Annotated in this window: 13 protein-coding genes; 6 read left to right on the forward strand and 7 right to left on the reverse strand. The window is 37.4% G+C overall.

Translation table 11 applies throughout. The features are described from left to right. The first annotated feature begins 121 nt into the window (after positions 1–121). Positions 122–1,096, forward strand: a complete 975-nt coding sequence (locus HMPREF9699_RS09650; RefSeq protein WP_002661810.1) for an IS256 family transposase, variant Zn-binding type — start codon at positions 122–124, stop codon at positions 1,094–1,096. A gap of 280 nt (positions 1,097–1,376) precedes the next feature. Here HMPREF9699_RS09650 and ruvB read toward each other — a convergent pair whose 3' ends face one another. The 7 genes from ruvB to HMPREF9699_RS09685 form a co-directional block, all read right to left on the reverse strand. Then, positions 1,377–2,405, reverse strand: a complete 1,029-nt coding sequence (ruvB, locus tag HMPREF9699_RS09655; protein ID WP_002664412.1) for a Holliday junction branch migration DNA helicase RuvB — start codon at positions 2,403–2,405, stop codon at positions 1,377–1,379. Positions 2,406–2,444: 39 nt separating this feature from the next. After that, the gene (pyk, locus tag HMPREF9699_RS09660) at positions 2,445–3,890 is read right to left on the reverse strand and encodes a pyruvate kinase (RefSeq protein WP_002664413.1); all 1,446 of its coding nucleotides are present in this window, start codon (positions 3,888–3,890) and stop codon (positions 2,445–2,447) included. Then, positions 3,883–4,356 (reverse strand): IPExxxVDY family protein, encoded by a 474-nt coding sequence (locus HMPREF9699_RS09665; RefSeq protein ID WP_002664414.1) that lies wholly within the window; start codon positions 4,354–4,356, stop codon positions 3,883–3,885. Before HMPREF9699_RS09665 ends, pyk begins: the two co-directional genes overlap by 8 nt. Further along, positions 4,325–5,104 (reverse strand): ribonuclease III family protein, encoded by a 780-nt coding sequence (locus HMPREF9699_RS09670; RefSeq protein ID WP_002664415.1) that lies wholly within the window; start codon positions 5,102–5,104, stop codon positions 4,325–4,327. The genes HMPREF9699_RS09665 and HMPREF9699_RS09670 overlap by 32 nt, the downstream gene beginning before the upstream one ends. Positions 5,105–5,111: 7 nt before the next feature. Further along, on the reverse strand, positions 5,112–6,356 hold the full coding sequence (gene fabF / locus HMPREF9699_RS09675) for a beta-ketoacyl-ACP synthase II (protein ID WP_002664416.1): 1,245 nt from the start codon (positions 6,354–6,356) through the stop codon (positions 5,112–5,114). Between the two features lie 28 nt (positions 6,357–6,384). Beyond that, positions 6,385–6,624 carry an acyl carrier protein gene (locus HMPREF9699_RS09680; RefSeq protein ID WP_002664417.1) on the reverse strand — a complete coding sequence of 80 codons (240 nt, stop codon included), beginning with the start codon at positions 6,622–6,624 and terminating at the stop codon, positions 6,385–6,387. 233 nt (positions 6,625–6,857) lie between these two features. Further along, a complete protein-coding gene (locus tag HMPREF9699_RS09685; protein WP_002664418.1) occupies positions 6,858–8,195 on the reverse strand; it encodes a dihydroorotase in 1,338 nt (445 codons plus the stop codon). Positions 8,196–8,477: 282 nt separating this feature from the next. Between HMPREF9699_RS09685 and HMPREF9699_RS09690 the strand changes: the two genes are divergently transcribed. The 5 genes from HMPREF9699_RS09690 to HMPREF9699_RS09710 all read left to right on the forward strand — a co-directional run bounded on the left by HMPREF9699_RS09690 (position 8,478) and on the right by HMPREF9699_RS09710 (position 12,442). Beyond that, a complete protein-coding gene (locus tag HMPREF9699_RS09690; protein WP_002664421.1) occupies positions 8,478–8,810 on the forward strand; it encodes a zinc ribbon domain-containing protein YjdM in 333 nt (110 codons plus the stop codon). An 8-nt stretch (positions 8,811–8,818) separates the two neighbouring features. Further along, a complete protein-coding gene (locus tag HMPREF9699_RS09695; protein WP_002664422.1) occupies positions 8,819–9,370 on the forward strand; it encodes a hypothetical protein in 552 nt (183 codons plus the stop codon). Positions 9,371–9,418: 48 nt separating this feature from the next. Beyond that, positions 9,419–10,837, forward strand: a complete 1,419-nt coding sequence (locus HMPREF9699_RS09700; RefSeq protein WP_002664423.1) for an L-serine ammonia-lyase — start codon at positions 9,419–9,421, stop codon at positions 10,835–10,837. A gap of 61 nt (positions 10,838–10,898) precedes the next feature. Then, complete coding sequence (locus tag HMPREF9699_RS09705) at positions 10,899–11,534, forward strand: DUF4241 domain-containing protein (RefSeq protein ID WP_034985935.1); 636 nt, start codon at positions 10,899–10,901, stop codon at positions 11,532–11,534. After that, positions 11,534–12,442 carry a ribokinase gene (locus tag HMPREF9699_RS09710; protein WP_002664425.1) on the forward strand — a complete coding sequence of 303 codons (909 nt, stop codon included), beginning with the start codon at positions 11,534–11,536 and terminating at the stop codon, positions 12,440–12,442. Before HMPREF9699_RS09705 ends, HMPREF9699_RS09710 begins: the two co-directional genes overlap by 1 nt. Positions 12,443–12,531: the final 89 nt, after the last annotated feature.

Below are 12,531 nucleotides of genomic sequence, written 5' to 3' on the forward strand. Positions count from 1 at the left end.
TTAGGTGGATTTTTTATTAGACAATATAACAAAAAATGGTGCTTAAAAACCTTGTAAAGCATTGTCTTTTATAGACTTATAAGAGTTATAATGAAAGTGGTTTCATTATAACTCTTATTTTATGTCCAAAACGAATAAAAAATGTCCAGTTTGTGATTCTAATCACATCATCAAAAAAGGAAAAAGAAATGGAAAACAACGCTTTCAATGTGGAGATTGTCAGGCAAATTTTACGATTAAAAACATTGGTGTAAAAAGAAAAAATCAATTCATTTGGTTCAGAAAATGGATAATGGAAAGGCAAGTCTATAAAACCCTTTCGAGGGATAGCTCAATGAGCCAATCTACCCTTCAAAACCTCTTTAAACATTACCTTTCACAAGTTCCTACCCTCAGCATCAAAAGCAAGACAAAGGTTCATCTCTTGATTGATGGCACCTACTTTTCCAATGGATTATGCCTGATACTCTACTACGATTATGACATTCGATATGTGCAACTTTACCGCCAAACCAACAAGGAAAAACTTCGTGATATAAAGCAAGATTTGGAAAACTTAAAGAAGCTGAATGTGGCAGTTTACAGTGTAACCTGCGATGGGCATAAATCTATTTTAGGAGCGGTAAAAAAGGTGTTTCCAGAGGTGATTATCCAAAGATGTTTAGTGCATATTAAACGACAGATTAAGAACTATTTAAGTGGTAGCCCAAAACATTTTATTAGCCAACAGCTTTTGTGTTTATCCAAAGAAATTACGCATCTAAAAACCAATGAACAGGCTAACGATTGGGTAAATAGATTTTACCAGTGGTATGTTGAAAATCAATATTTTATAGAAGAAAAATCAATGAATGAAGAATCTGGATTTCAGTGGTTTAAACATAAAAATCTACACTTAGCTACTTATCATATTATCAATGCCTTACCCAATATGTTTGCATATCTGAAAGATAGTGAAATCCCTTATACTACCAATCGTTTAGAAGCCTATTTTACGCATTTGAAAGAGAAATTAACCTTGCATAGAGGACTTCGTTTTGAGGCTAAAAAGAACTTTATAAAATGGTATTTATATTTTAAAAATCAAGGGGGATAAGGTTTTTTTAGCCATAGGGTTCATCCGATAGTTTTAATAAAAAAGGGTGAGAAAAACTCACCCCTAAAACTATCGTTTTGAACATTGATTGTATTGCTGACAATGAACTATGTTCGTAACCTTCGTAAAAGCTATTCGCTTTTTCTCGCTTATTCCTCAGCAGAGCTTGTTTCCTCTTCCAATCAATGTGCGAAATATAAGCATTTTTTATCAATTATAAAAGTACCATTTTTTACCACATTGCCTTTTATTATATTCAATTTCAGTTTTTCTATTTTACTCAAAACAACGCTCCTAAGCCACTTTCATTTCTTGGAGAAAGTCCCAGATGCTTATATGCCTTTTCGGTAACCTCTCTTCCTCTTGGTGTACGAATAATGAAACCTTCTTGGATAAGAAAAGGCTCATATACCTCCTCTAGCGTTTCAGGATTCTCACCAATGGAAGTTGCCAATGCGGATATTCCCACAGGTTTTCCTTTGAAATTTTCTATCATCACCCGCATGATTTTATTATCCATATCATCTAAACCAAACTCATCTACATTCAGCGAGTTGAGAGCAAATTGAGCAATATTGATTTCTATTTCGCCATTCCCTTTGATTTCAGCAAAGTCTCTCACTCTACGGAGAAGTGCATTGGCTATCCTCGGTGTTCCTCTACTTCTTCGGGCAATTTCTATCGCAGCATCTTCATAAATAGGTACGCCTAGCACCCTTGCACTTCGCTGAATAATGGTAGAAAGAAGTTCTATATTATAATATTCTAATCGGCATTGGATACCAAACCTCGCCAGCATAGGTTTAGTAAGCATACCGCTTCGGGTAGTAGCCCCGATGAGTGTAAAAGGGTTAAGCCCTATTTGTACCGAACGGGCATTCGGTCCTGTTTCCAGCATGATATCAATCTTATAATCTTCCATGGCAGAATACAAATACTCTTCTACCACAGGCGATAGGCGATGAATCTCATCTATGAAAAGTACATCATTCTCCTCTAAATTGGTAAGCAATCCTGCTAATGCACCTGGTTTATCCAGCACTGGACCCGATGTAATTTTACAATTAACCCCTAACTCATTGGCAATGATATTCGCCAAAGTGGTTTTTCCTAACCCTGGAGGTCCATGAAGCAAGGTATGGTCTAAAGCGGCTCCTCTGTTTTTAGCAGCCGCAACAAATACCTCCAGATTATCCATAGTTTTTCTTTGTCCTGCAAAATCATCAAAACTTTGGGGACGAATTTTTTCCTCTTGCAAAAGCTCTTCGCGAGTATAATTGGCTTTATCGGGATGTAAAAAATCTGGCATAATCGGCTTTAACTTTTAGTCATTGGAAGGGCATTCTTTTTAAACATTGGATAGCCTCAATGTATTGGTTTTCCCATGCACCCCTGCAGGAGTAGCATTCAGATTAATCACAAAGTCACCATCTCCTACGAAACCTAAATCTTTCACTATTTTATTCACTTGAACAATCGTTTCATCGGTAGAAGTCTCATTATCATAATGATAAGCTCTCACCCCCCAAAGAAGATTCAGCATGGTTACTACTCTTGGATTACTACAGAATACCAAGATGTGTGTATTGGGACGGTGAGCTGAAATTTCAAATGCCGTATATCCTGAATTGGTAAGCGTTACGATGGCTCTGGAAGGAGTGGTTTTAGCAATTCTTACCGCCGCAAGACAAAGCCTTTTGGTAATAAATCTTTCATCAATGTCTAGAAAATGCTTTTCTATAGGAGCATTTCTCAGTTTATAGTAGTGGCTGGTTTCTATATTTTTCACTATTTTAGCCATATTCTGGATCACCTCCACAGGATATTTACCCACAGAAGTTTCGCCAGAAAGCATCACTGCATCTGCTCCATCCAATACCGAATTGGCTACATCATTTACCTCTGCACGAGTAGGTGTAAGGCTATTAATCATGGTTTCCATCATTTGGGTAGCAATGATGACAGGTTTAGAATAATCTCTTGCCTTTCTCACCAAAGTTTTTTGGATGGCAGGAACTTCTTCCATAGGAATTTCCACCCCTAAATCCCCTCGTGCCACCATTAACCCTTGGCATTCAGCTAATATTTCATCAATATTTTCTACTCCTTCTGGTTTTTCTATTTTAGCAATGATAGGAACTCTATATTCCGTCTTAGATTCTTTTTCTATTAAGTTTTTGAGGTCTCTGATATCCTGAGCATGACGCACAAAAGAAAGTGCAATCCAATCAAAATCCAGTTCCAACATAAACTTCACATCTTCAATATCTTTTTCTGTCAATGCAGGAAGAGAAACATTGGTATTGGGGAGATTCACCCCTTTTTTAGAACTGAGAGGTCCTCCTTGAACCGTCATAGCTTCTACAGTATCATAACCATTAGTCGCAGTTACTTGGAGCACCAGCTTACCATCATCTATCAATATATTTTCGCCTACTTTTACATCTTTAGGGAAGTTTTTATAGGTCATATATACCTTGGTACTGTCTCCTTCCACATTTTCGTTCGTAAAGGTAAGCACATCACCAGGATGGAGATAAGCCCCCTCTTTCACCACACCTATTCTTAGTTTTGGACCTTGTAAATCCCCTAGAATACCTACAGAAGTACCTAACTCCTCATTAATTTCTCTGATGATTTTTACATTGTTTTTTATTATCGCATAATCTGCATGAGAAAAATTAATTCTAAAGATATTGGTTCCTGCCAAGACCATTTCCTTCATAATTTCTTTGGTAGAGGTAGAGGGTCCTAAAGTGGCAATTATTTTTGTTTTTTTAAGTGTCTTATTCATAATAAAATAAAGTATTATATAATTCTTCGCCTTGGTGTATAGATAGTTCTTTAATGGCGAAAGTACTATTTTCAGGGAACAAAATTACTGAAAAACTGGGACAAAAATCAGTAGTTTTAATAATGAACTCTACTTCTTGATAGTTATTTAATAGAAATTTAACTTCCTGTTCATCTATAAAGAACTCTGTAATAGGATGTATCTGTTCAGAAGCAATGGAACGATTAGATATAATATAAAACCCCGTTTTATGCTCTACACTACATGCATAATATACCGCAAAGGTATAAGAATAATACTGACCATGAAGAACAAGGTCATCTACTCTAGAAAACTGAAATGAATTAAGCTGATTAACTTTATAAAAGAACTCATAGTCTGGAAGTTTTTTCACCAAACTTAATAAACCTATAGAAATCGGTTCCGCTTCATGCTCATCGAACTGAAGGATTAGGGGTTCTTTCATCTATTTTAATCTTTTTATTCAGTCCATAGAAAGCTCTTTGAGCCGCTTTTTCTTCTGCTTTTTTCTTAGAACTGTCAGTAGCATTAGCTACTTTCTCACCATCAATCAGCACAAATGCCTTGAATGAGTTTATTTTACTATTGGGAAGAATTTCCTCTTGCGTTTCGTACTGTAAGATGTGCTTATGCTTTTGGCTCCATTCTAATAGAAGACCTTTATAACTGATGATTTTATGCTCTAGGGTAGCAATGGTTTCTGGGGGTAATAGTTTGGTAAGCACAATACTTTTACACATATCATACCCTTTGTCTAGATAGATTGCCCCTATGAGTGCCTCAAGTAGATTTCCATGGATATTTTCACCTAAGGCGTTTGCATTTTGATTAATGATTAATCGGGTAAGCTGGAGGTCTTCCCCCACTTTATTAAGATTTTTTCGGTTCACGATTTTGGATTTCATCTGCGTAAGAAACCCTTCGTTTTCTCTGGGATAGTGTTCATAGAGATAGCAAGAAATAATACTTCCCAGAATAGAATCCCCTAAAAACTCTAATCTTTCATAGTTTTTTGCTCTGGATTTTTTCCCTGAATTCCGTAGAGAAAAAGCCTCTTTGTACCACTCTATTTGGGTAATAGGCACTCCCAAGATGACAGAGAGCTTCATTTCCAAAGGACTTTGGACTCGCGGAGTATTTTTATTTTTTTTTTGTAAAAGGAATATTCGGGATATGAAACCTCCAAACTGCATGTTTTTCTTATATTTTTTTGAAAAGCACACATGCATTATGTCCTCCAAAACCGAAAGTATTGCTCATAGCTACTTTCACTTCTTTCTTCACCGCCTCATTAAAAGTGAAGTTAAGACGGCTGTCTATTTTTTCGTCATCGGTAAAGTGGTTAATGGTAGGTGGTACCACGCCGTGGATAATGGTTCCTAGTGCGGCTATGGCCTCTATCACCCCTGCTGCACCTAATAAATGTCCTGTCATAGACTTGGTAGAGTTAATCTGAATCTTATCCGCGTGTTCTCCCATGATTTTAGAAATGGCATTAGATTCTGCAATATCTCCTAATGGTGTGGAAGTACCATGCATATTAATATGATCCACTTCATGAGCCTCTACCCCTGCATCTTCTAAACAATTTTTCATTACCATATACGCTCCCAAACCTTCAGGATGAGGTGCTGTCATATGATGTGCATCTGCACTCAGCCCACCTCCCTTCAGTTCCGCATAAATAGTGGCACCTCTTTTTACGGCATGCTCATATTCTTCTAGAATAATACATCCAGCTCCTTCCCCTAATACGAAACCGTCTCTATCTTTATCAAACGGTCTAGACGCGGTAGAAGGGTCTTCATTTCTAGTAGAGAGTGCCATCATGGCATTGAATCCCCCTACTCCACTGGCTGTTACAGCTGCTTCAGAACCTCCACAAACAATGACATTAGCCTTTCCTAGCTGGATAAGCATTTTAGCATCAATAAGTGCATTAGCAGATGACGCACACGCCGATACCGTAGTATAGTTAGGACCATGGAAACCATATTCTATAGAAATGTGTCCTGGTGTGATATCCGCAATCATTTTAGGAATAAAGAAAGGATTAAATCTTGGGATGTCAGTATTCGCCCAGCCCAAAACTTCCGTTTCAAAGGTTTCTAGACCACCAATACCAGAACCCCAAATCACTCCTACCCTATCTTTATCTACATTACCCTCAATGATTCTAGAGTGAGCTACTGCTTCGCGGGCAGCTACAATACCAAGCTGACTATTACGATCTAATTTTTTAGATTCTTTTTTATCAAAATAATCTAAAGGATTAAAATCTTTTACTTCGCAAGCAAACTTGGTTTTAAAATTGCTGGCATCGAAAAGAGTTATAGGCGCAGCTCCGCTCACCCCTTTCACGAGGTTTTCCCAGTATTCGTTTGCATTTTTCCCAATAGGTGTAACAGCACCAAAACCAGTTACTACAACTCTCTTCAATTCCATAAATCTTAAGTTTTTTTTTAAAAAAAGATTATTTGTTTACAACTTCTTCGATGTAAGCGATAGCGTGTCCTACAGTCGTAATTTTTTCTGCTTGATCATCTGGGATTTGAATATTAAATTCCTTTTCAAATTCCATGATTAATTCTACAGTATCCAAAGAATCAGCTCCCAAATCGTTCGTGAAGCTCGCTTCCGCAGTTACTTCTGTTTCTTCTACATCTAGCTTATCAGCGATGATAGCTTTTACTCTTGATGAAATGTCTGACATAACAATGTGTTTTTAAAATTTATTAGTAGTGCAAATATATAAAATTCTCATCATATCAAAACTAAATATTCATAGTTTCAGAAATGAATTTCACTTCCACAAGAGAACTTACCTTTTCACCTCCATACAATACCCTTAAAATCAATTTATTAAAATCAACAACTTTTCAAAACCCTTTATTCTTATTCCTTATAAAGCAGCTCTATTTCTAAGTTTTTTTAGTAAAAATGAGATTATTCTCTTTCGAAAAGCAGCCTTTCTCCTTTTCTCTCATCAGAGAAGTTACCATTTTCATAGGCAAGATGCCCATTCACAAAAGTGTGTGTAACTTTAGAATGAAAAACTTCGCCTTCTAATGGACTCCATCCACACTGATAAAAAATATTATCTTTATTTACGGTATATTCCTGCTCTAAATCCACCAATACCAAATCTGCCTTGTAACCTTCCTTTATAAAGCCTCTTTTCTCAATATTGAAAAGAATAGCAGGATTATGACACATTTTTTCCACGATTTTTTCCATGGAAATCTTACCCTGTCTATAGGTTTCTAACATTACTAAAAGAGAATGCTGTACTAACGGTGCCCCCGATGGACATTGAGTATAAGGATTCTGTTTTTCAGCCATGGTATGCGGGGCATGGTCTGTAGCAATCACATCTATTCTATCATCCAACAATGCCTTCCAAAGCTCATCTTTATCTTTTTGCGTTTTCACTGCTGGATTCCATTTAATAAGCCCTCCTTTGGTATCATAATCTTCATTGGTAAACCAAAGATGGTGTACACATACCTCAGCAGTAATTTTTTTATCTCTTAAAGGGACATCATTTCGGAAGAGTGCAGTTTCTTTCGCCGTGGAAAGATGATAGATATGAAGCCTTGCCCCTGTTTTCTCTGCCAGTTCTACTGCTTTAGATGAGGAAATATAACACGCTTCTTCACTTCTAATCAAATGATGAAACTTCACAGGAATATCATCTCCATATTTTTCTATATAATCAGCCGTGTTTTTCTTAATGGTAGTTTCATCTTCACAGTGTACACAAATAGGCATTTTGACCTTAGCGAAAATTTCTTCCAGCGTTTCGGGGTTATCTACCAGCATATTTCCCGTGGAGGAACCGAGGAAAAGTTTTACTGCTGCCACTTCCCTTGGATTGGTTTTAAGAACTTCTTCCAAATTATCATTGGTACCCCCCATAGAGAAAGAGTAATTAGCAAAAGAAACCTCCTTTGCCCGTTGATATTTTTCTTCCAAAAGTGTTTGCGTTACGGTATTCGGTACGGTATTGGGTTGATCTATAAATGAAGTTACCCCTCCTGCAATGGCCGCGCGGCTTTCACTCTCTATGGTCGCTTTATGGGTAAGCCCTGGCTCACGAAAGTGCACTTGGTCATCAATGACCCCCGGAAGAAGATATTTCCCTTCGGCATCAATAACTGTATCCACATTTTCAGTAGAAAGCGTATTACCGATGCGGACAATAGTATCATTTTCTATAAGGACATCGCCTTGAAAAATAGTATTCTCGTTAACAATTTTTGCTTTTTGGATAAGAGTTTTCATTGTTTTATAATGATTTAAAATAGAAAAAAATTAGAGCTAATGAAACATTTATTAATCCCCCACAATATTCGTAAATATTTATCTTACTTACCTTATGTACAGCTTTTGGAGATTAAACCTATGCCATTTCATTGTTTTATGCAAATATACGATTATAGGATGAAAAATAAAGAAATAAGTCTTTACACTTCCATAAGCAAAATTTTATTACAAATTTCACCCACTGAAAAACTTTGACTAAAATTTACTAATGTTTTCATTATCTTTGCAAAAAAACATCATATGAGCGATACGATAATTTGCCCAAAGTGCCAATCAGAATACACTTACCCACAAGATAATCTCATGGTTTGTTCCCAATGTTTTCATGAATGGGACCCTTCTGAAATCAATATGGAAGACGCTGTGATAGACAGCAATGGAAACATTCTTCAAGATGGAGACAGCGTAGTGGTCATCAAAGACCTTCCCGTAAAAGGAGCTCCAAAACCAGTGAAAGCAGGCACCAAAGTAAAAAACATCCGCCTAAGACCTGACTCTGACCATAATATCGATTGTAAAATAGACGGATTCGGTGCTATGGCACTCAAATCTGAGTTTGTAAAGAAAGCCTAAACTGTACTATGTATCCGCTTTTTCATCCGAGAAAATCAAAAAACACCCTTGTAGGACAAATCATCAGAATACTTATCTTCATCATGATTTTTTCTATTCTCGGGATGCTTATGCTCTCTCTCTTTCCTCCTTTGTTCAGATACAAAGACGAAATTTTAGAGAGAACTTTTACTATGAATATGATTTTGATAGGACTCATCATCATAGGCATTATCCATTTCGTATTTCTTAGAAACAAAAGAAAAAATCAGCAAATAGGAAATATGAGCCTCCACGAAAACCATATCCACATCAATGGAAACGATTACCCTTTTAAGCAAATAGAAAAAATACGATTCATAGGGAATGATATTCAAGGGGAATTCAGAGGACTCATCGGTTACGGACAAGAAAATGCAGTTTTTATCACACTGAAAAATGGACAAAAAATGGAATTTAATTTCCAACAAACCACTCAAAACCGACTGAAAGAAGATATCCACCTACCCTCTCTTTTTAAACATGACATACTTTCAAAAGCCAATTACGATTCTATCTTAAGTAACACCAACTATTACTAAAGTATTTCATTAAACCAGAAAAACAACGCTTTAATATAATAATACCTCATGCAATCTATCAGTGTTTTTGAAATAATAAAAGTAGGAATAGGTCCTTCTAGTTCTCATACCATGGGGCCGTGGAATGCTGCAGAAAGTTTTCTTAATCTGATAGAGCATCAGCGTTCCCTAGAAGAAGTAAAAGAGATTTTCGTAGAGTTTTATGGTTCTTTGGCTAAAACAGGGATAGGACATGGAACCGATATTGCAGGAATGCTGGGACTTTCAGGCCATGATTTCCGAAGCATTGACACCACAAAAATTAATCAATACATCCAAGAGATAAAAACTTCTGAAAAACTCCTCTTGGGTGGAAAACATAGCATCCCTTTCATCTATGGACACCACTTGGTACTCCACATGGACGCTTCCTTAGATTTTCATCCTAATGGAATGATTTTCAAAGCCATTTTTCGTGACGGAACTCATTTAGAACAAGATTACTATTCTCTGGGAGGTGGTTTTATCTCTACTCAAGAAGAAAACTCTATGCAAGAAGTATGCATTCGCACCCTCTACCCTTGCCATAGCGGTAAAGACATCATCAGAAATGTAGAAAAACTGAATATAAATAAAATTTCAGATCTCGTTTTCCTCAATGAAGAAAGCTGGAGAACAAGAGAGGGAACCCAAAAAGAAGCCCTTTATATATGGGAACAAATCAAGGAATGTATCTATAAAGGAATGACTCAAGAAGGCATCCTCCCTGGTGGACTAAATGTTTCCAGGAGAGCTGCCAAACTCAGCCAAGCACTACTCAAAAACCAAAGTCATAATAATCCAGACGAATGGATGACACTGGTAAAAAATAGTGAACAAAATTTTAATAATGTCAATAAATGGGTATCCTGTTTTGCTCTTGCCGTGAATGAAGAAAATGCCAGTTTCGGAAGAATCATCACTGCACCTACCAATGGTGCAAGTGGAGTAATCCCCGCTGTGCTGATGTACTCCCAAACCTTTACTCCTTACATAGGAGAAGACGCCATTATCCGTTTTCTTTTAGTAGCAGGAGAAATAGGTACACTCTTTAAGAAAAACGCCACCATCTCCGCTGCCATGGGGGGATGTCAAGCGGAAATAGGCGTTTCCGCAGCCATGGCTGCAGGCGGACTTACCGAAATCATGGGCGGAACTCCCCAGCAAGTGCTTATGGCAGCAGAAATAGCCATGGAACACCACTTAGGATTAACCTGCGACCCCATCGCGGGGCTGGTACAGATTCCTTGCATTGAAAGAAATTCTATGGGGGCAATGAAAGCCATTACCGCAGCAAATATCGCTATGGAAAGCGACCCATCAAAAGCTAAAGTATCATTAGACCAAGTTATTAAGTCTATGTGGGATACCGCTTTAAGTATGAATGAAAGGTTCAAAGAGACCTCTGAGGGCGGACTGGCCATTGCCGTCAATGTAGCAGAATGCTAACCCGAAAAACATTTTGTAAAATTATCCCTAATTTTGTGGGGCATTGTTACGCTTATTTATCATGCAACATTTAGAAAACATTCAAAAATTATTTACTAAACCATTCGTAGAGCATCCACTCATCGAATCTTTTGACATTGGAAAACTCCACATTTCCTCGGGAAAATTAGTCGCTTGTGACCCCTTGACTACCGCCGATATGCCCGCATTTGAACAAGAATTCCCGAAAGGCGATTTCCAAGTAACACTTCACACCGAAAGAGAAAGCAATTGCATCGCTTATATTGAACTCGTTTTTGGGGAGCATCCTATCACAGAATGGAAATTAGCCACATTGCCTAACCAAAACATCCGTGAGCTAAAAAAAGATGAAATCTTTGGCTATCCAGTACAAAGTGGTATGGGAAGCCTGATGGACATGGAAACACAAATAGAGCTTAATGAGCTAGAAAAAACTTTATTTGAAAGAAAAGGAGATGACTACATGGGCATCTACGAAGAATTTTTCCACCCATATTTCTTTGATAATAATGGAGCAATAGACCAATATGCTTTCCTTTCTCCTGCTGACAATGAAAAAAATATCGTTGCCTTCGAGGCAGGAATGGGTGAAGGGTTGTATGCTAGCTATATCGGATTGGACCAAAATGGAAAACCCCAAAAGTTCATCACTGAATTTATAGAGATTGCAGGATAATGAAAGTAAAAAACATCAACATCAGTACTGAAAAACCTAAAATAGTAGTGGTAGGAAGCTCGTCACTAGACAGAGTCATCAATACCGAAAAAACACCTCTACCCAACGAAACCCTTTTGGCATGTTCCAGCGAAAATTACTATGGAGGAAAAGGAGCCAACCAAGCAGTAGCCTGTGCTAGACTAGGAGCTCAAGTCCATTTCATCGGTTCTGTAGGTATGGAGCCTGTGGGACAACAAATCCTTAGACATCTGGTAGATGAAGGTATTAATGTAGGGTTTGTCAATGAAAGTCCGTACTCCGAATCGGGGAAAGCCTATGTACTTGCAGCGGAAAACCAAAATACCATAGTAGTAGTTCCTTCTGCCAATAATGACCTAAAAACAGCTCACATCATTCAAGCAGAAAAAGCCATAGAAAAAGCCGATTGGTTACTGATACAAATGGAAATTCCACTTGAAGTCATTTTTTTCACTATTAATTATGCCTTTAAGCATAAGATAAAAATTGGACTTTACGCCTCGCCCGCCAAAAAGCTTCCCTATGACATTATTGAAAAAGTAAACTTTATCATCGCAAAAGAATCTGAACTTACTACACTGTTTGGAGAAAATGCTACCACTGAAGAACTTCTCAAAAAGTATTCAGAGAAATTATTCATCCGTAACAACGCCAATGAAACCACTTACTGGCATAAAGATGGAATACTGAAAACCGAAAGGAAAGAACACGAACACACCCTCCAAAAAATGGGAATGGGAGACGCATTTACGGCAGGATTCACCATTGCCCTATCCCATCAAAACTCCATTGAAGAGAGTGTAAAATTCGGAAATGAAATTGCCAATGAAGTATCCAAACATAAGGGACCACAAAGAGGGCTTCCTAAATTAGAGAGTTTAAAGTAATAATACCACTTGTATTTTAATTTAAAACTATTCAAACGCTGATAAACAAAAATCGAGACTGCAATCATTATGCAGTCTCGATTTTTTAG

The organism is Bergeyella zoohelcum ATCC 43767 (genome assembly GCF_000301075.1).
GTDB lineage: Bacteria > Bacteroidota > Bacteroidia > Flavobacteriales > Weeksellaceae > Bergeyella > Bergeyella zoohelcum.

Bases quoted from the DNA above. Each gene is read 5' to 3' on its own strand.
- ruvB (WP_002664412.1), bottom strand. From the start codon at position 2,405: ATGCCAGATTTTTTACATCCCGATAAAGCCAATTATACTCGCGAAGAG.
- HMPREF9699_RS09685 (WP_002664418.1), bottom strand. From the start codon at position 8,195: ATGAAAACTCTTATCCAAAAAGCAAAAATTGTTAACGAGAATACTATT.
- HMPREF9699_RS09680 (WP_002664417.1), bottom strand. From the start codon at position 6,624: ATGTCAGACATTTCATCAAGAGTAAAAGCTATCATCGCTGATAAGCTA.
- HMPREF9699_RS09710 (WP_002664425.1), top strand. From the start codon at position 11,534: ATGAAAGTAAAAAACATCAACATCAGTACTGAAAAACCTAAAATAGTA.
- HMPREF9699_RS09695 (WP_002664422.1), top strand. From the start codon at position 8,819: ATGTATCCGCTTTTTCATCCGAGAAAATCAAAAAACACCCTTGTAGGA.
- HMPREF9699_RS09670 (WP_002664415.1), bottom strand. From the start codon at position 5,104: ATGCAGTTTGGAGGTTTCATATCCCGAATATTCCTTTTACAAAAAAAA.
- HMPREF9699_RS09700 (WP_002664423.1), top strand. From the start codon at position 9,419: ATGCAATCTATCAGTGTTTTTGAAATAATAAAAGTAGGAATAGGTCCT.
- HMPREF9699_RS09665 (WP_002664414.1), bottom strand. From the start codon at position 4,356: ATGAAAGAACCCCTAATCCTTCAGTTCGATGAGCATGAAGCGGAACCG.
- HMPREF9699_RS09650 (WP_002661810.1), top strand. From the start codon at position 122: ATGTCCAAAACGAATAAAAAATGTCCAGTTTGTGATTCTAATCACATC.
- fabF (WP_002664416.1), bottom strand. From the start codon at position 6,356: ATGGAATTGAAGAGAGTTGTAGTAACTGGTTTTGGTGCTGTTACACCT.
- pyk (WP_002664413.1), bottom strand. From the start codon at position 3,890: ATGAATAAGACACTTAAAAAAACAAAAATAATTGCCACTTTAGGACCC.
- HMPREF9699_RS09705 (WP_034985935.1), top strand. From the start codon at position 10,899: ATGCAACATTTAGAAAACATTCAAAAATTATTTACTAAACCATTCGTA.
- HMPREF9699_RS09690 (WP_002664421.1), top strand. From the start codon at position 8,478: ATGAGCGATACGATAATTTGCCCAAAGTGCCAATCAGAATACACTTAC.